The following is a 25,763-nucleotide window of genomic DNA, read 5'->3' as shown; positions in this document are numbered from 1 at the left end:
CTGTCCCATGTCGGAAACCACAACTCAAGAGGCTCCTGTCTCCACGCAGGCGCAGAAAAGCAATGTCGTTGGTCGTGTGACGCAGGTCCGCGGCGCCGTTGTTGACGTGCAGTTCGAGGGTACGCTGCCGCATATCCTCGAAGCGCTGCATGTCCAGCTCAACGGCCAGACCTTGGTGCTGGAAGTGGCGCAGGAAATCGGCGAACATGAAGTCCGCTGCATTGCCATGGATACCACCGATGGCCTGACCCGTGGCGCGGACGTGACCGCCACCGGCTCCCAGATCACCGTGCCGGTCGGTCCGGGCACGCTTGGCCGCATCCTCAACGTCATCGGCGAGCCGATCGATGACCGTGGCCCGGTGCAGGCTGCTGGCCGTTCCCCCATCCACCGCGCCGCCCCGGCCTTTGACGAGCAGGCCGCCGCGACCGAAATCCTGCCTACGGGCATCAAGGTGGTGGACCTGCTGTGCCCGTACCTCAAGGGTGGCAAGGTCGGTCTGTTCGGTGGTGCCGGCGTGGGCAAGACCGTCATCATCCAGGAACTGATCAACAACATCGCCAAGGCGCATGGCGGCGTGTCGGTCTTCGCCGGTGTGGGCGAGCGTACCCGTGAAGGGAACGACCTGTATTATGAAATGCAGGACGCGAATGTCATCAAGCTGAATGGCGACTCGACCGAAGGTTCCAAGGTGGCGCTGGTCTATGGCCAGATGAACGAGCCGCCGGGTGCACGTGCCCGTGTCGCCCTGTCCGGTGTGACGGTTGCGGAATACTTCCGTGATGTCGAAGGCCAGGACGTGCTGTTCTTCGTCGACAACATTTTCCGCTTCACGCAGGCTGGTGCCGAAGTGTCCGCGCTGCTGGGCCGTATTCCTTCCGCCGTGGGCTACCAGCCCACGCTGGCGACGGAAATGGGCGCCCTGCAGGAGCGCATCACCTCGACCAAGAAGGGTTCGATCACGTCGGTTCAGGCCGTGTACGTTCCCGCCGATGACCTGACCGATCCAGCGCCTGCCGCAACCTTCGCCCATCTGGACGCGACCACGGTGCTGAACCGTTCCATCGCGGAAATGGGCATCTACCCCGCCGTTGACCCGCTGGACTCCACCTCGCGCTCGCTTGACCCCAAGATCGTGGGTGACGAGCACTACCAGGTGGCCCGCGACGTGCAGCGCATCCTGCAGACCTACAAGTCCCTGCAGGACATCATTGCCATCCTTGGCATGGATGAGCTGTCGGAAGACGACAAGCAGATCGTGGCCCGCGCGCGTCGCATCCAGCGCTTCCTGTCCCAGCCGTTCCATGTGGCCGAAGTGTTCACGGGTGCGCCGGGCAAGCTGGTCGCGCTGGAAGATACGGTCCGTTCGTTCAAGGCGATCGTGGCGGGTGAGTATGATGACCTGCCCGAAGGTGCCTTCTATATGGTCGGTGCGATCGAGGAAGCGGTGGCCAAGGCCGAGAAAATGAAGGAATCGGCCTGAACCCCGACCCACTGACGCAAGGAAGGTAGACCATGTCCATTAAGGTCAAGATTGTCAGTCCGGAGAAGGTCATGTTCGCGCATGACGCCGATATGGTCGTCATGCCGGGGTCGGAAGGTGATATCGCGGCAATGCCGGACCATGCGCCGCTGATGCTGATGCTGCGCGGTGGTGTGGTGGATGTTTATGAAGGGGCGGCGGTGACCAGCCGTTTCTTCGTGGCGGGCGGCTTTGCCGACATGGCGCCCAGCCACTGCACCATCCTGGCCGATCGGGCCCTGCGGGTTGAGGATCTGTCCGTTGATGATGCGGAAGCCCGGCTGGAAGGTCTGGAAAAATCCTATGAGGCCGCGGACAAGATGAATGTCCCGGCACTTGATATCCTCATGGGCAAGATCCAGTCGGCCCGTGCCGAAATCGAGGCAGCGCAGTCTGCCGTGCCGATTTCGACGATCTGAAGTGTCCTGCCTCATGCCCGTACGGGAATGGGGCAGCAGGCATCCGTCCAGCAGAAAGCGCCCTGTCCGGGCGCTTTTCTGTTTTTACGGCTTGTTAAATCGTAAAGAAGTCTTTGATGAAGCTTTTTTCAGAAAGCTGCGAAGAATGCCGCCTTTCCGAAGAAAGACGGCGCCCTGATGACGTTCATACCTTTACCAACATGTTGATTGGCAAGCTTCTCTCCTAGCCGCGGCCGCGATAGCCGGGCACATCCTGTGACGGGATCCAGACCCCATCGGGCGGGGTGCCGGTCTGCCAGAATACATCGATCGGCATGCCCCCGCGGGGGTACCAGTAGGCCCCGATCCGCAGCCAGACCGGCTGGAGCAGGTCAACCAGCGTGGTCGCGATCTGCATGGAACATTTTTCGTGAAATGCGCCATGATTGCGGAAGCTGGTCAGGAACAGCTTCAGGGACTTGCTTTCCACGATCCACTCATCGGGAATGTAGTCGATCACGATATGCGCGAAATCCGGCTGGCCGGTTACGGGGCAGAGTGACGTGAACTCCGGCGCGGTAAAGCGCACGATATAGTTCCGCCCGCGATCAGGGGCAGGCACGCGCTCCAGCCGGGCGTCTTCCGGGCTGGCGGGCTGGGCGGTATTCTGGCCAAGCTGTGTCAGGTACTGGCTGCCATCATCAGGCGTGGGGCGGGTGCTCATCGGGTCATCCGTCGACAGTGGGATAGGGGTGCATGGCTCATGCAGGATGGATCATGCCACCGTCAATGGAAATGCAGGAAGGCGGCATGCGGTTTTCCCCGCTTTCGCAACAGGGGGCAGGCATGATAACTGCACGCCATGGCACGTGTATCCCGACCCGAATTTCCCGCCCCCGTCATGGTGACCACCACAGCGGAGCTTGAGGCTGTAACCGCGCGGCTGCGCCTTGAACCGTTTGTCACGATCGATACCGAGTTCGTACGTGAACGCACGTACTGGCCGGAACTCTGTCTTGTCCAGCTTGCCGGAAAAGACGATGTGGTGGTGATCGACACGATCGCGCCGGGTATCGACCTGTCCTCCCTTGGTGGCCTGCTGGATGACGCGGACGTGGTCAAGGTCTTCCATGCCGCGCGGCAGGATCTGGAAATCTTCCTGCACCTGTTCGACCGCCTGCCCGCCTCCCTGTTCGATACGCAGGTCGCGGCCATGGTGGCGGGATATGGCGATCAGGTCGGGTATGACAACCTTGTCTCATCCCTGCTTGGCGCGCAGATCGACAAGTCGCATCGCTTCTCCGACTGGTCGGCGCGTCCGCTTTCCCCGGCCCAGATCGGGTATGCGGCGGCGGATGTCACGTATCTGCGCCTGGTTTATGAAAGGCTGCTGGCCCAGCTGGAGCACGAAGGCCGCATGGACTGGGTTGCGGCGGAACTGGATGTGCTCAACAACCCCGCAACCTTCCGCCCTGACCCGCTGACATTGTGGGAAAAAATGCGTCCGCGCACCAATAACCGCCGGATGCTGGGTATCCTGCGCGCCATCGTGGCCTGGCGGGAAGGCGAGGCACAGCGTGTCAATGTACCGCGCCAGCGTCTGCTCAAGGATGAAAGCCTGATGGAGATCGCGGCGACCATGCCCGCCACCATCGAGGCCCTTGCCCGTGTGCGTGGTGTCTCGCGCGGCTTTGCCGAGGGACGCAGCGGTCAGTCCCTGCTGGAAACCGTGACCGGGGCCATGGCGATACCGGAGACGGACCTGCCGCGTTTGCCCAAGGGGCGTTCAAAGGATGCGCAACGCCCATCGCCCGCGCTGATTGCCCTGCTCAAGGTGCTGCTGGCGACCTGTTGCGAGACGCATCGCGTGGCCCCGAAACTGGTGGCCTCATCCGATGACCTGGACCGTTTTGCCCTGGATGACGCGGCGGATATCCCTGCCTTTCACGGCTGGCGTAACGAAGTATTTGGCAGACTGGCGCGCGAACTCAAGGCAGGGCGTCTGGTCATGGGGGTAGAGGGTGGAAAGGTAAAGCTGATCCACGATTGATCCCGCGTCGGGCTGGTGCGTTTTACCGGGGTTGCAAACAGGTTATGCGCAGAACTGTCCACAAGATTCTGTGTATTGGGAGTTGAGCCGGATAGGGGATACGCCTAATTTCCCCCCATTCCGCGTAAGGAGTGCTGAACGATGGCGATGGAATGGACCGAGGAGACGATCGCGCGCCTGCGTGATCTATGGCAGCAGGGTTTATCGACCGCTGAAATCGGCCGCCAACTGTCTGTTACCAAGAACGCTGTTGTAGGCAAGGCGCATCGCCTTGGCCTGAAGCCGCGTCCGTCGCCCATCCGCAGGGCAGCCAAGACGGCGGCCCCGGCCCCCGCGGCTGACACGACAACCGGAACGGCACAGGCCGCCCCTGCCGCCCCGAAGGCGGAAACGGCACCCGCAGTGCCCACACCGGCACCTGCCGTGGCGGAGACACCCCGGCCCCCACAGGTGACTGCCGCCCCCGTGCCGCCGCAGGCCCCCCAGCCCGGGGCGGCTGCCCCGGTGGCAGCCGAGCCGGAACCCCAGGCCGAGCCCCGTGCCCCCCGCCCGTCGGCGCGCGCCACGCGCGCGGCTGCGGCCGCACTGCGCCCGGTCAGCGAGCCACGGCGGCGCAGCAGCCAGTCCTGCTGCTGGCCGCTGGGTGATCCCGGCACGCCGGGCTTCCATTTCTGCGGGGCCACGCCGCTGCCGGGCAAACCGTATTGTGCGGAACATGCCCAGCTTGCCTATGTCAAACTGCGCGACCGGCGTGACAACGTGGCCTGAGCCCTACGTCCGTACCGTTCACGCATTAAAAAACGCCAGGGCATTGCTGCCACTGGCGTTTTGTGTATCCGCCCGGCAGGCGGGCGGACCAGACCCGTTCAGCCCGCAGCCGGGCGCGGGGCAGCGGGTGTCGGCTGTGCCGCAGGGGCTGCCGGAGCCGCAGGGGCAGGGGTGGTGATCATTTCCAGCTGGCCGGTGACCTGCCCGCCATCTTCCACCTTCAGGCGGCGGCACTTGGCCTTGCCCAGCAGCCGCCCGGTGGAGCGGATGGTCAGGCTGCCGCGGACCGTAAGCGTGCCATCAATGGTGCCGGCCAGTTCCGCATCCTCGACCTCGACTTCGCCCTTGAACACGCCACCCTGTGCAATCTGCAGTTCGGATGCGTTGATCAGCGAGGACTCGACCGTTCCCTCCACGACCAGACGCTCGGCATCCTGAATGGTGCCCTGTACGCTGATGCCACGACCGACAACCAGCGTCCGGCGGTCATTTTCCTTCTTGGTTGCGGCGGCCGCGGGCGCGCCGGGGCGTGGTGCGCCGCCCGGAGCGGGAGAAGGCGTGGGCGGGAAAGGGGGACGGGCCATGGATGCATTTTCCTTGCTGGCAGGGATGGGGGAAGGGGAAGCGCCACCGGCCGCTGCCGGACGGCCCGGCTGCTGTGCGGGGGGCGGAGTGGGAGCAGGTGGCTGGGTTGCTGCTGGCTTGCGTCGTTTAAACAATATTACCCCGCTTGGTTATGCTGCATCGGAACACAGAACGCTCCGGACTGGAAGACACGCTCTCGGGCTGGTTGCAGGCCGCAGCCCCCACCAATCGGTTATACTTACCCCGATCAGGGGGACAAGGGCGTTAAGGGGAACGGAGATGCATAAAATATCATGCGTTGCGCCCCATGACCGCCAATGATAGCGATGCCCTGCATCATGCACGAACAAATGGGTTATTTCGTGGCGTCCGGACGCCATGGCTGCATGAAAAAACGGATATGACGGGCAAGGAACCATAATATGGAAAATACGGGACAGGCGACGGAATGCCGGTTCGACCTGCTGGGCATAGGCAACGCCATTGTCGATGTCCTTGCGCCGGTTGAAGCTACCTTCCCGCAGAGCAATGGCATGACCCCCGGCAGCATGATGCTGGTCGACGCCGCACGTGCCACCGCGCTGTATGACCAGATCACGCGCGAGAAGGAAATGGGTGGCGGTTCGGCCGCCAATACCTGTGTGGTGGCGTCCAACATGGGCGCGCGGGTGGCGTATCTGGGCAAGGTGGCCGATGACGCGCCGGGCCGGGCCTTTGCGGCCGACATGCAGGCGGCGGGCGTGTATTTTCCCTCCACCCCGCTGCAGGGCGATGCGAGCGACCACAGCCCCACCGCGCGCTGCATCATTCTGGTCACCCCCGATGGCCAGCGCACCATGAACACCTATCTGGGTGCATGCGTCACTTTCAGCCCTGCCGATGTGCTGGTCGATGTCGTGCGCGCATCGAAGGTGCTGTACATGGAAGGCTACCTGTTCGACCCGCCGGAAGCGCAGGAAGCCTTCCGCACCGCGGCCCGCATCGCGCATGAGGCGGGCCGCAAGGTCGCCCTTTCCCTGTCCGACCGTTTCTGCGTGGACCGCCACCGCAAGGCCTTCCATGACCTCGTGCGCGGGCATATCGACATCCTGTTCGCCAACGAGGACGAGATCTGCGCGCTGTACGAAACCGACGATTTCGAGGAAGCGGCCCGCCGTGTCGCCGCCGAGACGCATTTTGCCGTGCTGACCCGCTCCGAACGTGGCAGCGTGATCATCCAGGACCAGCAGCGGATCGTGATTGACAGCGTGCGCACGCAGGTTGTGGACACGACCGGCGCGGGCGACGCCTATGCCGCGGGTTTTCTGGCGGGATGGACATCGGACCGCACGCTGGCCGAATGCGGGCGGCTGGGCAGTGTCGCCGCATCGGAAGTGATTTCGCATTATGGCGCGCGCCCGCTCATGAACATGCGTCAGGACATGGATTTCTGAACCGGCGGGCCATACGTCCCGTGCGGGTGACGGGACTGCATGCGAAGTTTCGCGTGCAATCCCGGCCTTTCCCCGTTATCTACGCACCCAGCAGCCACCCAGTCCGCCGCTGCACGCACGGGTATTGCCCGTAATGTGCCGCTGCGCCCCTTATGGCATCCGCCAAGGAAAGTCAGGTCAAGAGCAGTTATGGATATCCGCAATATCGCCATCATCGCGCACGTCGATCATGGCAAGACCACACTCGTCGATCAGCTTCTCAAGCAGTCCGGTTCCTTCCGTGACAACCAGCACGTTGCCGAACGCGCCATGGACAGCAATGACCTGGAGCGCGAGCGTGGCATCACCATCCTTGCCAAGTGCACGTCGGTTGTGTGGAAAGATACCCGCATCAACATCATCGACACCCCGGGCCACGCCGATTTCGGCGGTGAGGTCGAGCGTATCCTGAGCATGGTGGACGGCGCGGTCGTGCTGGTCGACTCCGCCGAAGGCGCCCTGCCGCAGACGAAGTTCGTGGTGGGCAAGGCGCTGGCGCGCGGCCTGAAGCCGATCGTGGTCGTGAACAAGATCGACCGTGGCGATGCCCGCCCAGATGAAGTCCATAACGAGATCTTTGACCTGTTCGCAGCCCTTGGGGCGAATGACGAGCAGCTTGATTTCCCCATGCTGTACGCATCTGGCCGCCAGGGCTGGGCGGATCTGGAAATCGATGGTCCGCGCAAGGATCTCTCCCCGCTGTTCGACCTGATCCTGCGCCATGTGCCGCCGCCGCACGTGAAGAAGGATGCGCCGTTTGCGATGGTCGCCACCATCCTGGAGAACGACAACTTCCTTGGCCGCGTGCTGACCGGGCGTGTGGAGCAGGGCACGGCCAAGATGAACATGCCGGTGCACGTGCTGCGCCCTGATGGTTCGGTTGTGGAAACCGGCCGCCTGACCAAGCTGCTGTCCTTCCGTGGCCTTGACCGCGTGCCGGTGGAAGAAGTCGAAGCCGGTGATATCGTGGCCGTGGCCGGCCTGTCGGAAGCGACGATTCCCGAAACCATCGCCGCCCCCGAGGTCAAGGAGCCGCTGCCCTCCACCCCCGTCGATCCGCCGACGCTGTCCATGACCTTCCGCCTCAACGATGGCCCGCTGGGTGGTCGTGAGGGCAAGAAGGTCACGTCGCGCCAGATCCGTGACCGCCTGTTCAAGGAAACCGAGGGCAACATCGCCATCCGCGTGTCCGAAAGCCCCGAGAGCGAGGCCTTCGAGGTTGCGGGCCGTGGCGAACTCCAGCTTGGCGTGCTGATCGAGCAGATGCGCCGCGAAGGGTTCGAACTGACCATCGGCCGCCCCCGCGTGCTGTTCCGCACCAATGAGGAAACCGGTGAGCGCGAAGAGCCGTTCGAGGAAGTCCTGATCGATGTGGACGAGCCGTATTCGGGCGTCGTGGTTGAAAAGATGGCGCTGCGCAAGGGCATCATGCAGGACATGCAGCCTTCGGGCGGTGGCAAGGTGCGCCTGTCCTTCCTGATCCCGTCACGCGGGCTGATCGGCTACCATGGCGAATTCCTGACCGACACGCGCGGTTCGGGCATCATGAACCGCCTGTTCTCGGGCTATCAGCCCTATGTCGGCCCGATTGCGGGGCGTCGCAACGGTTCGCTGATCTCCTCCGAGGATGGCGCGACCACGCAGTATTCCCTGTTCTCGCTGCAGGACCGCGGCACGCTGTTCGTCGATGCGGGCGAGAAGGTTTACGTGGGCATGATCATTGGCGAGCATTCGCGCGAGAATGATCTGGAAGTGAACCCGATCCGTGAAAAGAAGCTGACCAACATCCGTGCCGCTGGCAAGGACGAGGCCCTGCTGCTGATTCCGCCGCGCAAGATGAACCTTGAGCAGGCCATTGCCTATATCGAGGATGACGAGCTGGTTGAGGTCACGCCGTCGGCCGTGCGGATCCGCAAGCGCTATCTTGACCCGCACGAGCGCAAGAAGCGCGAGCGTTCCGGCGCGGTTGACTGACCTGTTCCTGCCCATGGGGCGATTGCAATCTTTAGTAACGTTTGAGTTCTTGAGATTGTGGTCGCCTTGCGGCAAGAAAGAGAGTGTATCCATAAATTTAAGAATTTTAATCCGAGACGGTTCCCATCCGGCATGTTACAGCATGGGGGTCGGCTCGGATGTGCCGATTCGCCATCCGATAGACGCATTGGGATTAAAATTCCCGGGTTTGTGGAGTATTTTTATATGATCGTTTCCCCCCGTCGTTTCCTGGCCGCCGTATCTGCCATTGCCATCATGGGCGTTGCCGCCCCTGTCATGGCCCAGACGGCCGAACCGACCGCCCCCGCCGTTTCCGCGCCGGAACACGCTCCCGATGCCTCCGCTGGCGCAGCAGCCCCGGAAGCCGGTGCGAAGAAGCATCACAGCGGCAGCCACCACCACGGTGGTCGCCATCATGGTGCGAAGAAGGACGCTGCAACCGCAGAAGCGCCTGCCGCCCCGGCCGCGCAGTAATAACTGCCGTATCCTGGCCGGTCCCGTTGCGGGACGGGCCAGGGTCGCCAGTAAAAAGCCCGGTTCATGCCGGGCTTTTTTTATGCGCGGCCTGATGTGTTCCAGCGGGTTTGCCGCCCCATCCATCCCGGACAGACGGGATGGTGGCGGTCACGGCCTTCATCCCGCCGCCTGATGCCCTCATGCACCCGATGGCCGCATCATGGCCTGCCGTTCATGCGATGACGGGCCGCCCGCGCCCCGGATTACGCAGCGGGCACGCCCTTGCTGGTGGAATATTCAAAATGCAGTGCCGTGTCAGGGTGCACGATGGGGTGGATGGCGTGTGCTGCCATGGCGCCCTCGGTAAAGCCCTGCAGGATCAGCTTGAGCTTGCCGGGATAGGTTGCGACATCACCAACGGCAAAGATGCCGGGCAGGCTGCTCTCGCAGGTGGACGGCGTGACGGGAATGGTGCCGCGCATGGTGTCCAGCCCCCATTGCGCGATCGGCCCGAGATCGGTCGCCAGCCCGAAGAAGGGCAGCAGGTGGTCACAGGCGACATGGCGCACCGTGCCATCCAGTGTTGCCAGGTCCACCCCCGCAAGCTGCCCGTCCGTGCCCCGCAGGCCATGGAGCTGGTAGCCGATGATCTTCTCGATCTCACCGCGCTCCACGGCTTCATCAAGCTGGCGCAGGCTTTCGGGGGCAGCGCGAAAGCGGTCGCGCCGGTGCACCAGCCTTACGCTGCGCGCGACCTCACGCAGGGACAGCGCCCAGTCCACAGCCGAGTCGCCACCACCTGCGATCAGTACGTCACGGTCCGCGAAGTCGGCGCGGCGGCGGACGAAATACTGCACGCCCCCGCTGCGTTCGAACGCCTCCAGCCCGTCCAGCGGGGGGCGGTTGGGGCCAAACGCCCCGGCCCCCGCCGCAATGATGACCGCATGCGCGTGAATGGTGTCACCGCTGCTGGTGCCCAGGCGGAAAGCGCCGCGCGTGCCCTCCAGTCGTTCCACACGGCGGCCCAGCAGGCGGGGCACGTCAAAGGGGGCGATCTGGCGGTCGAGGGCCTCGATCAGCGCGCCGCCCTCGATGGCGGGATGGGCGGGAATGTCATAGATCGGCTTTTCGGGATACAGCGCCGCACACTGGCCACCAATCGCGTCCAGCGCGTCGATCATGATGCAGCGCAGCTTGAGCATGTTGCATTCAAAGGCGGCGAACAGGCCGGCCGGGCCCGCGCCGATAATGGCGACATCCGTGGTGTGGGTGGGGGAAGGGGGGGTCATGTCCGGTTCTGTTATCCCGCGGTCCATTAAGGTCAAAGGCGTATCGTAGATATGGTTTTGCGTTGTTGCCCGCAATGGCGCAAGCCCTGGGCAGGTCCCGTGCATGCCCCCTTGTGCGTGGCGCATGGGCAGGGGCACAATCAGTTGATGCAAGATGATCCCGTAAGGGCTGGAAGTGGTATGGCCATGCGTGAAATTCCGTTGCCCGACACCCATGCAACCGAAAGGCTGGGCCAGGCGCTGGCCCCGTTGCTGGCCGCGGGCGACGCCGTGCTGCTGGAAGGCGATCTGGGTGCCGGCAAGACCACGCTGGCGCGCGCGCTGCTGCGCACGCTGTGTGCGGACCCGGACATGGAGGTGCCAAGCCCGTCCTATACCCTTGTGCAGGTCTATGACGCGCCGGTGGCGGAGGTCGCGCATTTCGACCTGTGGCGGCTGGATGGCCCGGGCGGGCTGCACGAACTGGGCTGGGATGATGCGTGCGAGGGCATCGTTCTGGTGGAATGGCCTGAACGTCTGGGCACGCTTGCCCCCCCCGATGCGTTGCACGTCCACCTGCTGCATGTGGCGGGGGGCGGCCGCGTGGCCCGGCTTGCGGGCTGGGACACACGGCTTGCACGGCTGGGGAATGATGGAATGGGAGGATCGTGATGGGGGTGAACATGCCGCGTGTCGCCATGGTATTCGCGGCGGGGCTGGGACGGCGCATGCGGCCCCTGAGCGAATCGGTGCCCAAGCCGCTGCTGCGCGTGGCGGAACAGCCGATCCTGGATCACGTACTGGACCGGCTGGAAGCGGCTGGCGTGCCGGACGTGGTGGTCAACGCCCACTGGCAGCCGGAAGCCATCCGCCACGCCTTGGCCGCGCGCGCCGCCAGCGGGCGCAGACCATGCACCACGGAACAGGTCGAGACAGCCCTGCTGGAAACGGGTGGCAGCGCCGCTGCGGCGTTACGGGCCGGGCTGCTGGGTCCGGAGCCGTTCTTCCTGCTTAATGGTGATGCCATGTGGCTCAACGGCCCGGTGCCTGCCCTGCGGCGGCTGGCGGCGGCTTTTGATCCTGCCCGCATGGACGCCATGCTGCTGCTTGGCGCCACGACGCGCGCGGTGGGGGAAGTGGGCCATGGGGATTTTGCCATCGACGCGCATGGCAGGCCGCGCCGCCCGCGCGCGGGTGAGATCACGCCCTATGTCTTTACCGGGGTGCAGATCGTCTCGCCGACCCTGTTTGACGGCGCGCCAGAGGGTGCGTTCAGCATGAACACGCTGTGGGACCGCGCCATGGCGGCGGGCAGGCTGGGTGTGATCGTGCATGATTCGCTGTGGTTCCATCTCTCCCGCCCCGCCGATATCACGACCGCCGAGCAGGTGCTGCATTCCGCCCTGAATCCGGACCGGGACAACGACATATGAGTACCACCGGGGAGATGGATGCCTCCGGGGCCGGGTGCCTGCAGGGCCGCGTCGCGGTCGTGCTGCCGCATGTGCCCTTTGTGGACCAGATTGCCGCCCGCTGGCTTGAACAGGCGGGCCACGACCCCCAGGACTGTGGCACCGGCCTGATCCTGCTGCCCAGCCGCCGCGCCGCCCGTGCATTGACCGAGGCCTTTGTACGTCAGGTCGATGGCCGCCCCATCCTGCTGCCCCGTATCGCGCCCATTGCGGGGCTGGATGAGGCATCGCTGGCGCTGTCGGGCCGGAACGCGCTGGACCTGCCGCCTGCCGTGGACCCGGTGCGGCGGCTGGCCACGCTCAGCCTGCTGGTCATGCAGGCGGGCAAGGCGTTTGGCGACGTGCAGGGCGTGGACCAGGCCTGGCCACTGGCACGCGCGCTGGCGGACCTGATGGATGAGGCGGAATGGGCGGAATGTGACCTGCGCGAACGCCTGCCCCACGCGGCGGAAGGGGACTTCGCCCAGCACTGGCACCAGACGCTGCGCTTCCTGTCCATTGTCACCAGCGTATGGCCCGCATGGCTGGAAGAACAGGGGGTGATGAACCCCGTCGCCCGCCAGACCGCCCTGCTGCACGCGCAGGCCGCACGCTGGGAACAGGCCCCGCCGCCATCCGGTACCCCCATATGGGCCGCCGGCTTTTCCGATGCCGTACCCTCTACCATCGCAATGCTGCGTGCCGTGCTGTCCGTGCCCGACGGGCTGCTGGTCCTGCCCGGCGTGGACATGACATGTGGCGAGGACGTATGGCAGCGCCTGCCGCCTGACCACCCGCAGGCCGGTACGGCCCGCATGCTGGCCGAACTGGGCATCGGGCGGAACTGCATGGAACAGTGGGACAGCCTGCCACCGGGCAGCGTGGCCAGCAGTCCCGTCGCGCGCGCCGGACTGCTGGCGCGCGCGCTGCTGCCCGCCCACGCGCTTGAACAGTGGCGCGCGCCGGATGCCCCCGTGGCGGCCGATGGTCTGTCCGTGCTGCGCAGCACCGACCAGCAGGAGGAAGCCGCCGCCATCGCCATGGTGCTGCGCCAGGTGCTTGAACAGCCCGGCAGGCGCGCGGCCCTTGTCACGCCCGACCGGGCTCTGGCCGGGCGGGTGGCGACGGAACTGGTGCGCTGGGGTGTCATTGCCGATGACAGCGCGGGCGAAAGCCTGCTCACCATACCGCAGACCGCCTTCGTGCGCCTGATCGTGCAGGCGGTGGATGGCGGGCTTTCGCCGGTGGCGCTGCTGTCCGTCATCAAGCACCCGCTGGCGGCGTGCGGGCTTTCACCGGGCAACTGCCGTGCCAGTGCGCGACAGCTGGAGCGGCTGGTCCTGCGTGGCCCGGCACCGCCGCCGGGCATTGCCGGGCTGCGAAGCGCGCTGGCGCGGGCGGCGGATGACCCGCATGGCGCGCTGGCTGACGCGCCTGATGCGCCAGAGGAAATCAATGCCTTCCTTGACCGGCTGGAAGCGGCTTTCGGCCCCCTGCTGGCCCTGCCGCGCAGCGCCATGGTGCCGGTTTCCACCCTGCTTTCGGCGCTGGTCGAGGTTGCGCAGAATCTGGCCGCCACGGATACGGCCGGGGGTGCCGAACGCCTGTGGGCGGGGGAGGAAGGCAACGCGCTGGGCCAGCACATGAGTGCGATGCTGGCATGGTGCGACGTGCTGCCCGATGCCCGGCTGGGCGCGCTGGACGGGCTGCTTGCGTCCTCGCTGGCAGGGATGACCGTGCAGGGGCGGCGTGCCGTGCGCGGGCGGTCGGGGGCCGTCCACCCGCGTGTGTTCATATGGGGCCTGCTGGAAGCACGGCTGCAGACAGCGGACCTGATCGTGCTTGGTGGCCTGGCGGAAACCGTATGGCCGCCCGCCACCGATCCGGGTCCGTGGATGAGCCGCCCCATGCGCACCCGCGTGGGCCTGCCCTCACCGGAATGGGCCATCGGGCAGGCGGCGCATGATTTTGTATCCTGTGCGTGTGCGGCCCCACGGGTGGTACTGTCGGTCGCGGCGCGGCGGCAGGGCGCCCCCACGGTGCCCGCGCGCTGGCTGGTGCGGCTGGATGCCTATCTGGCCGGGCATGGACATGGCCTGCCCGCCCATCCCGCGCTGCGCTGGCTGGATGCGCTGGACCGGCCGGAAGGGGTGGCCATGCCAGCCGCCCCGCCCCGGCCCTGCCCTGCGCTCGGCCTGCGCCCGCGCAGCCTGTCGGTAACCGAGATCGAGACATGGATGCGCGATCCCTACGCCATCTATGCCCGCCGGATCCTGAAGCTGAAGCGGCTGGCGGATCTGGAGGAACTGGCCGATGCCGCCGATTACGGCCAGATCGTGCATACGGCCCTTGACCGGTGGTTTCGTGCCCATCCCGCCGACTGGCCCGATGATGGCGCCGCGCAGATGCAGGCGGTCTTTGCCGACGTGCTGCGTGAGGCCGGGCTGCGACCGGCACTTGCCGCATGGTGGGCACCCCGGCTGGAGCGCATCGCCACATGGTGCGCCCGGACCGAGCAGGACCGCCGCGCAACCGGTGGCCCCCGCACGGTGCTGACGGAGCAGGGCGGCACGATGCGGCTGGACGGTCTGCCCGGCGGCCCGTTTACCCTGCGCGGGCGGGCCGACCGGATCGACGTGCATGGCGATGGCGCGCTGGGCCTGTTCGATTACAAGACCGGCACCCTGCCGCTCCGGCGCAGCGTGATCGAGGGATGGCAGTCGCAGCTGGTGCTGGAGGCGGCGATGATCGAATGCGGCGGCTTTCCACCCCCCATTGCGGGCAGGGTGGCGGAACTGGTCTACTGGCGGCTGACCGGCGGCCATGTGCCCGCGCAGGTGCTCGATGTCGCGCGCGGCGCGGAACTGGGCGCGCTGATCGCACAGTGCCGCGATGGGCTGCGCACGCTGGTTACGGCCTACGATAATCCCGACCAGCCTTACCTGTCCCATCCCTGGCCCGGGGAGGAACCGCGCTTTGCCGATTACGCCCACCTGGCCCGGGTGGCGGAATGGAGTGCCGCGCGTGAGGAGACGGCAGGATGAACCGTCCCGTCATGAAGGGGGAAGGCATGGCGGATGCCATCGGCCTTGCCAATCGTAGCCAGGCGCAGGCGTCCGACCCGCAGGCTTCCGTGTTCGTCTCGGCCTCGGCTGGCAGTGGCAAGACCAAGCTGCTGATCGACCGGCTGCTGCGCCTCATGCTGCCGCGTGACGTGCCTGACCGCGACGGGGTGATGACCCGCGTGCCCGGCAGCGACCCCGCGCGCATCCAGTGCCTGACCTTTACCAAGGCGGCGGCGGCGGAAATGTCCATCCGCCTGCAAGGCCGGCTGGGCCAGTGGGTCATGCTGCCCGATGATGCGCTGGATGCGGAACTGGGCCGCCTGTCCGTGCCTGTGGGGGCAGGGACCCGGCAGGTGGCGCGCGAACTGTTTGCCCGCGTGCTGGACCTGCCCGGCGGCATGCGTATCGGCACCATCCATGCCTTCTGCCAGTCGCTGCTGCGGCGCTTTCCCATCGAGGCCGCGATCAGCCCGCATTTCACCCTGATCGAGGAAACCGACGCCCGACTGGCCCAGCGTGCGGCGGTGGAGGACGTGGTGGGGCAGGGTGGGGCAGCCGTATCCATGCTGGCGGCCCAGATCGGGGTCGGGGATTTTACCGCCCTGATCGGTCGCCTGCAGGCCCAGTCGCGCCGTATCCTGCCCGTGGCCCGTCACTGGAAGGGTGACCGCGCCACGGTGGAGGCGGCGCTGATGCGCGTGCTGGACATAGACGGCCGCAGCGCGGCGGAGGTGCTGCACCGCGCCTGCGCCACCATCCCCGATGAGGACGCCGTGCGTGAGGGGCTACGGTTCGTGGCGCAGAAAGGATCGCCCACGGTGCGGGTGCAGGCCGAAGCCATGCTGGCATGGCTGGGGCAGGACACGGCCGGCCGTGCGGCGGACTGGCCCGCATGGCGGAGCAGCCTGCTGACGCAGAAGGGTGAACCCCGCCAGCGCGGTGGCCTGAACGCCAAAGTCGCGGCTGATTGCCCCGAACTTGTTGACCAGCTTCTGGCGGAAGCCGCGCGCGTCATCGGCATCGACCGGCAGCTGCGCGCGCTGGCGGTGTTTGAGCTGACCGGCGCGCTGCTTTCCGTCGCCCAGCCGGTGCTGGAGCGTTATGCCACGCGCAAGAGCGCACAGGGCATGGTCGATTATGATGACCTGATCGACCGCACGCTCCAGCTTCTGGATGATCCGGGGGCGGCCTGGGTGCTGTACAAGCTTGATGGCGGGATTGATCACCTGCTGCTGGACGAGGTGCAGGATACATCCCCCGACCAGTGGGCGATTGCCGGTGGCCTGACCGCGGAATTCTTCGCGGGTGAAGGCACGCATGATGATGAGGGCTGCCCGCGCACCATCTTTGCGGTAGGGGATTACAAGCAGTCGATCTATTCGTTCCAGGGGGCCGACCCGGAAGCCTTCCGCGCGTGGCGTCAGCGCTTTCGCACGCGTGCGGGGGCGGCGCAGGCGCTGTGGCGCGAACCGGCGCTGACCGTCTCCTTCCGTTCCACGGCACCCGTGCTGAAGCTGGTGGACAGCGTGTTCGCCAATCCCGCCGCCGCCCGCGGCGTGGTGGAACCTGAAGGCGGCATTCCCGCCCATGTCACCGCCCGGCCGGGGCAGGGCGGCCGTGTGGAGATCTGGCCCCCCGTGCCCGTGGAAGCCAGCGAGACGGATGTCAGCCCCTGGATGGCCCCCAGCCACAATGCGGGCCAGTCCACCGCCCAGCAGCGCCTGGCGGACACGCTGGCGGGCTGGATCGCCACGCAGTTGCGCCAGCCCCCGCCACCGGGCGAGGCGCCACTGGTGCCCGGCGATGTGCTGATCCTCGTGCCCCGCCGTTCCGCCTTTGCCCGTGCGCTGATCCGCGCGCTGAAAACGCAGGACGTGCCGGTGGCAACCCTGGTGCGCACCGTGCTGACCGACCAGCTTGCGGTGCGTGACCTCATGGCGTTGTGCGCGGCCCTGCTGCTGCCGCAGGATGACCTGACGCTGGCCTGTGTCCTGACCTCACCCATTGGCGGGCTGGATGATGAGGCGCTCATGCCGCTGGCCACCGGGCGTAACGGCCAGCCGCTATGGGCGGTGCTGCGCGCACGCCATGCCGAGCGACCGGACTGGGCGGCCGCATGGCATGTACTCAATACCCTGTTCCGGCAGGTGGATTACGCCACGCCTTACCAGCTTCTGGCCGAAGCCCTTGGCCCGCTGGGCGGGCGCGCCCGCCTGCTGGCACGCCTGGGGCCGGAGGCGGTGGAACCGGTTGACGAACTGCTCTCCGCCGCCCTGCGCTTTGAGGAAGCGCATGCCATTTCGCTGCAGGGGTTTCTGCACTGGCTCACCGCATCGGAAGAAACCGTGCGCCATGAGCCTGATGCCTCGGCCAACATGGTGCGCGTCATGACGGCACATGGGGCCAAGGGGCTGCAGGCGCGGCTTGTCATCCTGCCCGACACCATTGCCGCCCCCCGTTCCGACACCAATATCCTGTGGGAAACCGACAGGAAGACCGGGCTGGACATACCGATATGGGTGCCCCGGCGGGAACTGGGCACGGACGTGACGGCGGCCCTGCAGGACAAAATCCGCCTGAATGCGGCGGAGGAATACAACCGCCTGCTTTACGTTGCCCTGACCCGCGCCAGTGACCGGCTGGTGATCTGCGGGTGGGAGCCCGGCCGTGGCATGCCCGATGGCTGCTGGTATGATCTGTGCCGGCAGGGGTTTGAAAGTGCGGGGGCCGCGCCCGAGCCATTTGATCTGGGCTGGGAAGGGGAAAGCCTGGTGCTGGAGGAAATGCCCGCCACCCCGGCGCCCCGGCCCGCGCGCGCAGCGGTAACGGATGATCATGGCCCGGATGCGCCGCCGCCGGCGCTGCCGGAATGGATGGGCCATGCCCCGTTGTGGCGACCCGTCATGCCCGTGGCGGAAGGCCCGCTGGCCCGTCCGCTCGCGCCCAGCCGGCCCGATGACGTGGCCCTCGGCCCGCAGCCCGCCGTGCGCTCGCCCCTGGTCTCGGCCGGTACCGTGCGTGACCGGGCGGATATGGCCGCCACCCGCGCCCGTGCGCTGCAACGCGGGCAGCTGGTGCATGCGCTGCTGCAGTACCTGCCCGACTGTCCCGTGCCCGAGCGCGCTGAACTGGCCAGCGCATGGCTGTCACGTCCCGCGGCTGGGCTTGCGCCTGAACTGCGGGGCGAACTGGTGACGCAGGTACTGGCGGTCATGAACCGGCCGGAGCTTGCCGCCCTGTTCGCGCCGGGCAGCCGGGCGGAGCAGCCGCTGGCGGGCATCGTGGGCCAGCAGGTGATTGTGGGGCAGGTGGACCGCATGGCGGTGGATACCGATACGGTCACGGTGTGTGATTTCAAGACGAACCGCCACCCCCCCGCCAGCATTGACAGGATACCGGTGCTGTACCTGCGGCAGATGGCCGCCTATCGCGCGCTGCTGCGTGGCGTCTACCCGGGCAGGAAGGTCGTATGCGCGCTGGTCTGGACGGAGGGCGTGCGTGTGGACATCCTGCCTGCTACGCTGCTGGACAGATATGCACCGGACATGAAGGGGCAGGCACAGGCTTGACCCCACGCGCCGGCATGGCCATGTCAGCACGACACGGGCGGTCCATCCCCCGCCAAGAAGGAGTTTTTAAGTGATGAGCGAAAACACGATTGTAGTCAGTGATGACCAGTTCAAGACCCTGGTGCTGGACTCCAAGGAGCCGGTCCTGGTCGATTTCTGGGCGGAATGGTGCGGCCCGTGCAAGATGATCGCCCCGGCGCTGGATGAGATCGGTGCGGAATTCAAGGGCAGGATGACCGTCGCCAAGGTCAATATCGACGACAACCAGCGTACTCCCAATGACTACGCCGTGCAGAGCATTCCCACGCTGATCCTGTTCCGCGATGGCAAGCCCGTCGCCAAGCAGTCGGGCGCCGTGCCCAAGAGCCAGCTCAAGGCATGGGTGCAGGGCAACCTCGGCTGATACGGATCAGGGTGGCGGTAGGCCCGTCAGCGCGTGCGGGCCACATCCGTCCACGTTGTGGGAACCGCCCCCGCATGCGCCAGCCCGGAACGGAATCCGGGCGCGCAGAGCGCGCGCAGTTCTGCCTGGTGTTCATAGGTGGGCATCAGGCGTTGCAGCAACCCGTTCTTTGCCGTGGCCGGATGGAAATAGATTTCCGACAGGCCATCGGGCAGATGGGCGGCAAGTGCCGAGATACGGTCGGCTGTCATGTGTCCGCTCCATGCCAGCCCGAAGCACCAGTCATTGGTCACCAGCCCCGCCCTGCGCGCCTGATGGCGCAGCAGGCCGGTCCAGCGGCGTAGTGCCGCATCCCCCAGCGTATCGGTATAGGTGCCAGCCGCGTAAAGCGGCTTGGGCGGTTCCAGTGGCACGCGCAGCGCACGCAGCCCGTGGCGCAGTCCGCTTTCAATCATGTACCGCCCCACCGTGGGATGCAGGTGCATGTGCTTGTGCGCGTTGGCATGGTCCAGTGGCAGGCCGGTCGCGGCAAAGGCCGCGAACTGGGCCTCGATCTCGGCGGCCAGTTCGCGGCGCGCGGCGGGACGGAAGAAATACTCCACGCCCAGTTTCAGCTGGTCGGAGGGGAACTGCCCGTTGTGTGATACCAGGAGCGGGATCTCGGCGGGCGGCAGGGTGGCCGGTCCCTCGATTGCTACCAGATGCAGCCCCACCCGCAGGTCCGGCAGTTTTCTGGCCCGGCGCACGGCATCGGCGGCGGCAGGGCCGGATACCATCAGGCTCGCGGTTGACAGCAATCCATCCCGATGCGCGATCTCGATCGCCTCGTTCACTTCTTCGGACAGGCCGAAATCATCGGCGGATATGATGACGCGCTTCATGATGGAAAACCGGGTGGCATGAAAAAAAGAAATGCCGGAACCCGAAGGTCCCGGCATGGGGTAATCGCAGGCTGCCGGATCAGGCGGCGCGGCGTTCGCGCAGGAACTGGAAGAACTCCACCCCTTCGCGCAGGCGGCGCTTCATCATCTGCGGGCTGCGGACCATCTCGTTCAGGATCGAGGCGATCTTGGGCGCGCGGAAGTAGAACTTCCGGTAGAATTCCTCCACGCTCTGGAAGATTTCCGTGTGCGACAGATGCGGGTAGTGCAGCGGTGCGATCTGCACGCCGTTATCGTCGATCAGTTCGGCGTTCTTCTCATCCAGCCAGCCATTCTCGGTCGCCTGCTTGTGCAGGAAGGTGCCGGGATAGGGGGCTGCCAGCGAAACCTGCAGGGTATGCGGGTTGATCTCGGTGGCGAAGCGGATGGTTTCCTGAATGGTCTCCTTCGTCTCGCCCGGCAGGCCGAGGATGAAGGTGCCATGGATCTTGATGCCGAGTTCGTGGCAGTTCTTGGTGAACTCACGCGCCGTCTCGACACGCATGCCCTTCTTGATGTTGTGCAGGATCTGCTGGTTGCCGCTCTCGTAACCGACCAGCAGCAGGCGCAGGCCGTTGGCCTTGAGCACTTCCAGCGTCTTGCGCGGCACATTGGCCTTCGCATTGCACGACCAGGTCACACCCAGCTTGCCCAGTTCCCTGGCAATCGCTTCGGCGCGGGGCAGGTCATCGGTGAAGGTATCGTCGTCGAAGAAGAATTCCTTCACCTGCGGGAAATACTGCTTCGCCAGACGGATTTCGGCCGCCACGTGTTCGGGGCTGCGGGTGCGGTAGTGGTGGCCGCCCACCGTCTGTGGCCACAGGCAGAAGGTGCAGCGCGACTTGCAGCCACGGCCGGTATAGATCGAGATGTACGGGTGCATCAGGTACCCGATGAAGTAATCCTCGATCTTAAGGTCGCGCTTGTACACTTCGGTCACGAACGGCAGGCTGTCCATGTCCTCGATCATCGCGCGGTCACGGTTATGGACGATCTTGCCATCCGCGTCGCGCCAGGAAATGCCGTCGACATCCTTCCACTCGCGGCCTTCCGCCATTTCCTTGATGGTGAAGTCAAATTCGTTGCGCGCCACGAAGTCGACCGGCGGGGCGTTGAGCAGGCTTTCTTCCGGCTGGACGGCAACCTTGGCGCCGACCATGCCGATCTTGACCTTCGGGTTCGCGTCCTTGAGCATCTGGGCCACGCGCACATCGGACGCGAAGGACGGGGTGGATGTGTGCATGATGACGAGATCGCGGTTCCGCACGTCCTCCAGGATCGGCTCCATGCCCATGCGCGCGGGCGGCGCGTCAATCAGGCGGCTGCCCTCGACCATGGCGGCGGGCTGCGCCAGCCAGGTCGGATACCAGAACGACTTGATTTCCCGCTTGGCCTGGTAGCGGGAGCCGGCTCCACCGTCGAATCCGTCGAACGAAGGCGGCTGGAGAAACAGGGTTTTCATCATGCTACGCATATCCTCGGGTTCTGACGGGGAAATGGGGTTCCCTTATACCCGTTCTTATTGACTGGAAAGTTGATTGTTCATGGCAGGGCCAGCCCGCCCGTGGGGGGTCAGTCACGGGGCGAGGCCGGTTGCGATCGCGATGTCATGACCGAATGTGGCGTGACATGCATTGTCTGTCCGCGCCATGCAACCCTGGTACCGGTAACGCTGCCCACCATGATCGCGGCCGATATCCAGTCGCGTAATGGCAGCAGGAGCAGTGGCACGAGGCTGCGCTGCGCCAGTGTCCGGTCCAGGATGAAGGAGCAGACCGCCCGCCACCCCCATGCACCGGCAAAGAAGATCCACGTCCAGGCAACGTGCGGGGCCAGCAGTACGGCAACACTTGCCCAGAACAGTGGCAGCTGGATGGCGGAGGCGGCATAGCCCGCAGGCTCCAGCGTCTTGACGGTCCGGCCCCAGCGCAGTTCATGCGCCAGCACTTCCCGCATCGAGGTCTCGCCCACCGTGGTCCATGTCATGCAGGCCGCAATGGCGATATCCTTGCCACGGTCGCGTACGTAGCGGCCCAGGATCGCATCATCCGCCACATGCGGCACCAGGGCTTCCAGCCCGCCAATGGCGTCAAGCATGGAACGGCGCAGCGCCATGGTCGCCCCGAGGCAGTCCTGCCGCCCCAGATAGCGCGACAGCATGACACCGGGCAGGAAATTGTGGTTGATCTGGCACGCGGCCAGCAGGCGCGGCAGGGTGGGGGATGCGGGCAGCCCCGCATAGAGCGTGGTGACCAGTCCCACTTCCGGCTGTACCAGCGCGCCCACCACATGGCGCAGGTAGTCCGGGGCAACATGGATGTCCGAATCGGAAATGACCAGTACGTCATGCTTTACGCTGCGCATGATGTTGATCAGGTTGCCGATCTTGCGGTTGACGCCATGGAAGGTGGGGTCAACCACCAGTTCCATGTCGAGATCCGGATGCCGTTCGATCAGGCGGCGCACGATGGGAATGGCCGCGTCATCATCCGCCTGCACGCCAAAGACGATCTGCACATGGGGATAGTCCTGCGTACAGAAGCTTTCGAGCGCTTCTTCCAGCAGGGGTTCATCACCATGCAGCGGCTTGAGCACGGACACGGGTGGCGTGGGCACCTGCCGGTCTACCCGCTTTTCCTGCCAGCGGAAACGCGAGACCAGAACAGTGCCGAGCGCTGCCTGCATGCACCCGGCGGCCGCAACGGTCGCGGCCAGTCCGGCGGGTGAAACAAGAGCGTTGAAAACAGACATTATCTTTCCGGCAAGGTCCCGCGTATGGAGCAAATCAGAACAGGGCGTAAGGGAAGGGTGCGGTCACTCTTCCGAAAACGTCTTGATTTTCTTCTGTAACAGATTTGTCAGTTTTTGCACATTCCCACCTGAAAGCGCCGAGCTGAAATCGGCGCGCTGTGCGGCGACCTGGCTGATATGGGCATTGAGCAGCACGTCAACGATCTGCCAGCCCTTGGCGCCGGAGCGCATCACGTAGTTGATTTCGGTGCCGTTCGGGTCATCGGACGAGCCGATGCGTGTTACAACAATACGGTCGTTGCCAGCGGGGGAGGGGGTGACGGTGGGGTCAATGGTGAAGCGTGCGTCGCTGCCAGGCTTGAAGCTGGAGACATAGCGGGCGATGGTGAACTGGCGGAACGTGGACAGCAGGGCCTGCTTCTGGTCATCGGGCAGGGTGGCGTAGCGCGGGCCGATGGAGGATGCGAGCACGACCTCCATGTCATAGGCGCGGTCGATGGCAGGGGCGAGGGCCTGCGAGCGCTGTTCGAACGAACCCGATCCCTTGGCCTGTATGCGCTCAAGGGCCGCGTAGAGCGCCTTGATCGGTTCCTGCACCTGTGTATCGGATGCGCTGGCAGCATGGGCCGCATGGATGGGGAAGACGGCAGGGACGACCGGTGCCGCCATCAGGCTGGCGCACAGCGCCAGAGAGGTGGTTTTCAGGGCATGTTTCATAATGTTCATGATTTCGGTCCGTTTGCTGTCTTTAGCAAGGGCTGCGTCATGCTGATTCCGACACCCAGCGCATCAAGGGCGGTATTGGTAATGGCCGCCGCATCCAGCCCTGCCTCGATATACTGTGCGTCCTGCGTGTTATGATCGATGAAGCGGTCGGGCAGCGTCATGGGGCGGAAGCGCACGCGGTCCAGCAAACCGGTCTTTGCCAGATGTGTCATGACAAAGCTGGCAAACCCGCCAACCGATCCTTCCTCGATGGTGATCAGCACGGCGTGGTTGCGCGCCAGCTGCTCGACCAGCGCCGTGTCGATCGGCTTGGCGAAGCGGGCATCGGCCACGGTGGGGGACAGGCCGTGCGCTGCCAGCATGTCGGCCGCCTTCAGCGCCTCGGCCAGCCTCGGCCCGAGCGAGAGGATGGCGATGCCTCCCTGTTCCGGCCCGGTCTGGCGTGTCATCTCGCGCACGATTCGCCCGCGCCCGATCTCCAGCACCTCGCCCGCCGCCGGCAGGTCCAGCCCCAGACCCGCGCCGCGCGGGTAACGCAGGCCGATCGGGCCTTCGTCAAACGCGATGGCGGTGGCCGTCATGTGCTTGAGTTCCACCTCGGTGCTTGGCGCCATCAGCGTGATGCCGGGCAGGCAGCCCAGATAGGCGATATCGAACGAACCGGCATGGGTTGCGCCATCGGCGCCCACCAGCCCCGCGCGGTCGATGGCGAAGCGCACCGGCAGCTTCTGCAGCACCACGTCATGCATCACCTGGTCATAGGCGCGCTGCAGGAAGGAGGAATAGATGGCGCAGAACGGGCGCAGCCCCTCCGTCGCCATGCCGGCGGCGAATGTCACGGCATGCTGTTCGGCAATGCCCACGTCGAAAAAGCGGTCAGGGTAGAGTTTGGCGAACTTGTCCAGCCCCGTGCCGGACGGCATGGCGGCGGTGATCGTGACGATCTTCTCGTCGGTTGCGGCCTGGCGCACCAGTTCGCCGGCAAAGACCGAGGTGTAGCTGGGCGGGCCGGACGGGCCCTTCTTCTGCTCGCCGGTCACCACGTTGAACTTCGAGACCGCGTGGTACTTGTCGCCCGCCGATTCGGCCGGCCTGTAGCCATGGCCCTTCTCGGTAATCACGTGCAGCAGCACGGGGCCGACATCCTCGGCATCGCGCAGGTTGCGCAGGATGTGAACCAGCTGGTTCATGTCATGCCCGTCCACCGGGCCGACATAATAGAAGCCCAGCTCTTCGAACAGCGTGCCGCCGGTCATGATGCCGCGCGCGTATTCATCCGCCTTCTTTGCCGTGCGTTCCAGCCGGCCGGGCAGGCGCTTGGCCATCTTGGCGGCGAGTTCGCGTAAGGAGAGGAACTTGCGCGAGGACATCAGCCGCGACAGGTAGTTCGACATCGCGCCGACCGGGGGCGCGATGGACATCTCGTTGTCGTTGAGCACCACGATCAGGCGCTCGGCGCCGGGGCCGCAATGCGAGGCGTTGTTCATCGCCTCATAGGCCATGCCCGCCGAGATCGAGCCATCGCCGATCACCGCGATCACGTTGCGCTCGCGGTAGGAGGGGTCCTCCTCCGCGCGCAGGTGATGGGCCACGGCCATGCCCAGGCCCGCGGAAATGGAGGTGGACGAATGCGCCGCGCCAAACGGGTCGTATTCGCTCTCGCTGCGCCGCGTGAAGCCCGACAGCCCGCCCGGCTGGCGCAGGGTGCGGATGCGCTCGCGCCGCCCGGTCAGGATCTTGTGCGGATAGGCCTGGTGGCCCACATCCCAGATCACCCGGTCATCGGGTGTGTCGAACACGGCATGCAGCGCCACGGTCAGTTCAACCACGCCCAGCGACGCCCCAAGGTGGCCACCCGTCGTGGACACGGCATCGATCGTCTCGGACCGCAGTTCCTCCGCCAGTTGCTTCAGCTGCTCCACCGACAGGTTGCGCAGGTCATGCGGCGCGCGCACCCGGTCAAGCTGCGGGTAGCGCCCGAGGGTGGGAATCGCGGGCTTGGTCTGATCCATGATATTCGCGTCCATTGTTCTGTGCCGGCCCTTGCTCCCGCATGGCGGGAGAGGAACCGGCCCGGTTTTCGGTTAGGCCAGCCCGGCCCCGGCAGGAAAGGGGCCGGACAGGGCTGTCCCGGCGGCGATGAATGGTGGCTCATGGCATGAAAACCATGGCGACCGTAGCGTAATCGCGATGTGTTACTCCGGTTAAGCCTGTAAATACAGTCTCTAATTCCCTGACTGTTGTTAATTGGCCACACCGAAGCCAATAGCAATTGAATACAGGATGGTTTCTGTCCTATACCCTCCCGAAAGGCTTCATGTGTCGTACAAGTCCGCAACCTCGGCATGTTCTATATGCACGGCT

At 65.5% G+C, this 25,763-nt stretch carries 20 protein-coding genes; 12 read left to right on the top strand and 8 right to left on the bottom strand.

Annotation, left to right across the window (positions count from 1 at the left end; all coding sequences use genetic code 11):
• Nucleotides 1-7: 7 nt before the first annotated feature.
• Both atpD and atpC read left to right on the top strand, forming a co-directional pair.
• Complete coding sequence (atpD, locus tag LDL32_RS10240) at nucleotides 8-1,483, top strand: F0F1 ATP synthase subunit beta (protein WP_233066549.1); 1,476 nt, start codon at nucleotides 8-10, stop codon at nucleotides 1,481-1,483.
• 32 nt (nucleotides 1,484-1,515) lie between these two features.
• Nucleotides 1,516-1,941 (top strand): ATP synthase F1 subunit epsilon, encoded by a 426-nt coding sequence (atpC, locus tag LDL32_RS10235; protein WP_233066545.1) that lies wholly within the window; start codon nucleotides 1,516-1,518, stop codon nucleotides 1,939-1,941.
• 223 nt (nucleotides 1,942-2,164) lie between these two features.
• Here atpC and queF read toward each other — a convergent pair whose 3' ends face one another.
• Nucleotides 2,165-2,644, bottom strand: coding sequence for a preQ(1) synthase (queF, locus tag LDL32_RS10230; protein ID WP_233066542.1), 480 nt, complete (start codon nucleotides 2,642-2,644; stop codon nucleotides 2,165-2,167).
• Nucleotides 2,645-2,782: 138 nt separating this feature from the next.
• Here queF and rnd point away from each other — a divergent pair, with 138 nt between their 5' ends.
• Nucleotides 2,783-3,970, top strand: coding sequence for a ribonuclease D (gene rnd, locus LDL32_RS10225; RefSeq protein WP_233066540.1), 1,188 nt, complete (start codon nucleotides 2,783-2,785; stop codon nucleotides 3,968-3,970).
• Between the two features lie 141 nt (nucleotides 3,971-4,111).
• Nucleotides 4,112-4,738 (top strand): GcrA family cell cycle regulator, encoded by a 627-nt coding sequence (locus LDL32_RS10220; protein ID WP_233066538.1) that lies wholly within the window; start codon nucleotides 4,112-4,114, stop codon nucleotides 4,736-4,738.
• 98 nt (nucleotides 4,739-4,836) lie between these two features.
• Here the strand turns inward: LDL32_RS10220 and LDL32_RS10215 are convergent, their stop codons facing one another.
• Entirely contained in the window at nucleotides 4,837-5,322 is a 486-nt protein-coding gene (locus LDL32_RS10215; protein WP_370636686.1) for a polymer-forming cytoskeletal protein, read from the bottom strand.
• Between the two features lie 423 nt (nucleotides 5,323-5,745).
• Between LDL32_RS10215 and LDL32_RS10210 the strand changes: the two genes are divergently transcribed.
• The 3 genes from LDL32_RS10210 to LDL32_RS10200 all read left to right on the top strand — a co-directional run bounded on the left by LDL32_RS10210 (nucleotide 5,746) and on the right by LDL32_RS10200 (nucleotide 9,264).
• Complete coding sequence (locus tag LDL32_RS10210; RefSeq protein WP_233066536.1) at nucleotides 5,746-6,756, top strand: adenosine kinase; 1,011 nt, start codon at nucleotides 5,746-5,748, stop codon at nucleotides 6,754-6,756.
• Between the two features lie 189 nt (nucleotides 6,757-6,945).
• Nucleotides 6,946-8,769 (top strand): translational GTPase TypA, encoded by a 1,824-nt coding sequence (gene typA / locus LDL32_RS10205; protein WP_233066534.1) that lies wholly within the window; start codon nucleotides 6,946-6,948, stop codon nucleotides 8,767-8,769.
• Nucleotides 8,770-8,994: 225 nt separating this feature from the next.
• Nucleotides 8,995-9,264 (top strand): hypothetical protein, encoded by a 270-nt coding sequence (locus LDL32_RS10200; protein ID WP_233066531.1) that lies wholly within the window; start codon nucleotides 8,995-8,997, stop codon nucleotides 9,262-9,264.
• Nucleotides 9,265-9,509: 245 nt separating this feature from the next.
• On the opposite strand, the gene LDL32_RS10195 is transcribed toward LDL32_RS10200, so the two are convergent.
• Nucleotides 9,510-10,535, bottom strand: coding sequence for an NAD(P)/FAD-dependent oxidoreductase (locus LDL32_RS10195; protein WP_233066529.1), 1,026 nt, complete (start codon nucleotides 10,533-10,535; stop codon nucleotides 9,510-9,512).
• Between the two features lie 186 nt (nucleotides 10,536-10,721).
• Between LDL32_RS10195 and tsaE the strand changes: the two genes are divergently transcribed.
• From tsaE to trxA, 5 genes are all read left to right on the top strand, one after another.
• Nucleotides 10,722-11,186 carry a tRNA (adenosine(37)-N6)-threonylcarbamoyltransferase complex ATPase subunit type 1 TsaE gene (gene tsaE, locus LDL32_RS10190; RefSeq protein WP_233066526.1) on the top strand — a complete coding sequence of 155 codons (465 nt, stop codon included), beginning with the start codon at nucleotides 10,722-10,724 and terminating at the stop codon, nucleotides 11,184-11,186.
• Complete coding sequence (locus LDL32_RS10185; RefSeq protein ID WP_233068835.1) at nucleotides 11,186-11,947, top strand: nucleotidyltransferase family protein; 762 nt, start codon at nucleotides 11,186-11,188, stop codon at nucleotides 11,945-11,947. Before tsaE ends, LDL32_RS10185 begins: the two co-directional genes overlap by 1 nt.
• Complete coding sequence (gene addB / locus LDL32_RS10180; protein WP_370636684.1) at nucleotides 11,944-15,009, top strand: double-strand break repair protein AddB; 3,066 nt, start codon at nucleotides 11,944-11,946, stop codon at nucleotides 15,007-15,009. Before LDL32_RS10185 ends, addB begins: the two co-directional genes overlap by 4 nt.
• A complete protein-coding gene (gene addA, locus LDL32_RS10175) occupies nucleotides 15,006-18,599 on the top strand; it encodes a double-strand break repair helicase AddA (RefSeq protein WP_233066524.1) in 3,594 nt (1,197 codons plus the stop codon). Before addB ends, addA begins: the two co-directional genes overlap by 4 nt.
• Before the next feature lie 73 nt (nucleotides 18,600-18,672).
• Entirely contained in the window at nucleotides 18,673-19,002 is a 330-nt protein-coding gene (gene trxA / locus LDL32_RS10170; RefSeq protein ID WP_233066521.1) for a thioredoxin, read from the top strand.
• Nucleotides 19,003-19,028: 26 nt separating this feature from the next.
• On the opposite strand, the gene hpnK is transcribed toward trxA, so the two are convergent.
• The 5 genes from hpnK to dxs all read right to left on the bottom strand — a co-directional run bounded on the left by hpnK (nucleotide 19,029) and on the right by dxs (nucleotide 25,411).
• Nucleotides 19,029-19,883: a hopanoid biosynthesis-associated protein HpnK gene (gene hpnK, locus LDL32_RS10165; RefSeq protein ID WP_233066519.1), complete on the bottom strand. Its 855-nt coding sequence runs from the start codon at nucleotides 19,881-19,883 to the stop codon at nucleotides 19,029-19,031.
• Between the two features lie 79 nt (nucleotides 19,884-19,962).
• Nucleotides 19,963-21,387 (bottom strand): hopanoid biosynthesis associated radical SAM protein HpnJ, encoded by a 1,425-nt coding sequence (gene hpnJ, locus LDL32_RS10160; RefSeq protein WP_233066517.1) that lies wholly within the window; start codon nucleotides 21,385-21,387, stop codon nucleotides 19,963-19,965.
• 107 nt (nucleotides 21,388-21,494) lie between these two features.
• Complete coding sequence (hpnI, locus tag LDL32_RS10155) at nucleotides 21,495-22,673, bottom strand: bacteriohopanetetrol glucosamine biosynthesis glycosyltransferase HpnI (RefSeq protein ID WP_233066515.1); 1,179 nt, start codon at nucleotides 22,671-22,673, stop codon at nucleotides 21,495-21,497.
• A gap of 63 nt (nucleotides 22,674-22,736) precedes the next feature.
• On the bottom strand, nucleotides 22,737-23,399 hold the full coding sequence (locus LDL32_RS10150) for an ABC transporter substrate-binding protein (protein ID WP_233066513.1): 663 nt from the start codon (nucleotides 23,397-23,399) through the stop codon (nucleotides 22,737-22,739).
• Nucleotides 23,396-25,411: a 1-deoxy-D-xylulose-5-phosphate synthase gene (gene dxs / locus LDL32_RS10145; RefSeq protein ID WP_370636682.1), complete on the bottom strand. Its 2,016-nt coding sequence runs from the start codon at nucleotides 25,409-25,411 to the stop codon at nucleotides 23,396-23,398. The genes LDL32_RS10150 and dxs overlap by 4 nt, the downstream gene beginning before the upstream one ends.
• Nucleotides 25,412-25,763: the final 352 nt, after the last annotated feature.

Source organism: Komagataeibacter sp. FNDCF1 (genome assembly GCF_021295335.1).
In the GTDB taxonomy this organism is placed as follows: domain Bacteria; phylum Pseudomonadota; class Alphaproteobacteria; order Acetobacterales; family Acetobacteraceae; genus Komagataeibacter.
This window is presented reverse-complemented; position numbering and strand designations above follow the sequence as displayed.

Bases quoted from the DNA above. Each gene is read 5' to 3' on its own strand.
- atpD (WP_233066549.1), top strand. From the start codon at position 8: ATGTCGGAAACCACAACTCAAGAGGCTCCTGTCTCCACGCAGGCGCAG.
- atpC (WP_233066545.1), top strand. From the start codon at position 1,516: ATGTCCATTAAGGTCAAGATTGTCAGTCCGGAGAAGGTCATGTTCGCG.
- queF (WP_233066542.1), bottom strand. From the start codon at position 2,644: ATGAGCACCCGCCCCACGCCTGATGATGGCAGCCAGTACCTGACACAG.
- rnd (WP_233066540.1), top strand. From the start codon at position 2,783: ATGGCACGTGTATCCCGACCCGAATTTCCCGCCCCCGTCATGGTGACC.
- LDL32_RS10220 (WP_233066538.1), top strand. From the start codon at position 4,112: ATGGCGATGGAATGGACCGAGGAGACGATCGCGCGCCTGCGTGATCTA.
- LDL32_RS10215 (WP_370636686.1), bottom strand. From the start codon at position 5,322: ATGGCCCGTCCCCCTTTCCCGCCCACGCCTTCTCCCGCTCCGGGCGGC.
- LDL32_RS10210 (WP_233066536.1), top strand. From the start codon at position 5,746: ATGGAAAATACGGGACAGGCGACGGAATGCCGGTTCGACCTGCTGGGC.
- typA (WP_233066534.1), top strand. From the start codon at position 6,946: ATGGATATCCGCAATATCGCCATCATCGCGCACGTCGATCATGGCAAG.
- LDL32_RS10200 (WP_233066531.1), top strand. From the start codon at position 8,995: ATGATCGTTTCCCCCCGTCGTTTCCTGGCCGCCGTATCTGCCATTGCC.
- LDL32_RS10195 (WP_233066529.1), bottom strand. From the start codon at position 10,535: ATGACCCCCCCTTCCCCCACCCACACCACGGATGTCGCCATTATCGGC.
- tsaE (WP_233066526.1), top strand. From the start codon at position 10,722: ATGCGTGAAATTCCGTTGCCCGACACCCATGCAACCGAAAGGCTGGGC.
- LDL32_RS10185 (WP_233068835.1), top strand. From the start codon at position 11,186: ATGGGGGTGAACATGCCGCGTGTCGCCATGGTATTCGCGGCGGGGCTG.
- addB (WP_370636684.1), top strand. From the start codon at position 11,944: ATGAGTACCACCGGGGAGATGGATGCCTCCGGGGCCGGGTGCCTGCAG.
- addA (WP_233066524.1), top strand. From the start codon at position 15,006: ATGAACCGTCCCGTCATGAAGGGGGAAGGCATGGCGGATGCCATCGGC.
- trxA (WP_233066521.1), top strand. From the start codon at position 18,673: ATGAGCGAAAACACGATTGTAGTCAGTGATGACCAGTTCAAGACCCTG.
- hpnK (WP_233066519.1), bottom strand. From the start codon at position 19,883: ATGAAGCGCGTCATCATATCCGCCGATGATTTCGGCCTGTCCGAAGAA.
- hpnJ (WP_233066517.1), bottom strand. From the start codon at position 21,387: ATGATGAAAACCCTGTTTCTCCAGCCGCCTTCGTTCGACGGATTCGAC.
- hpnI (WP_233066515.1), bottom strand. From the start codon at position 22,673: ATGTCTGTTTTCAACGCTCTTGTTTCACCCGCCGGACTGGCCGCGACC.
- LDL32_RS10150 (WP_233066513.1), bottom strand. From the start codon at position 23,399: ATGAACATTATGAAACATGCCCTGAAAACCACCTCTCTGGCGCTGTGC.
- dxs (WP_370636682.1), bottom strand. From the start codon at position 25,411: ATGGATCAGACCAAGCCCGCGATTCCCACCCTCGGGCGCTACCCGCAG.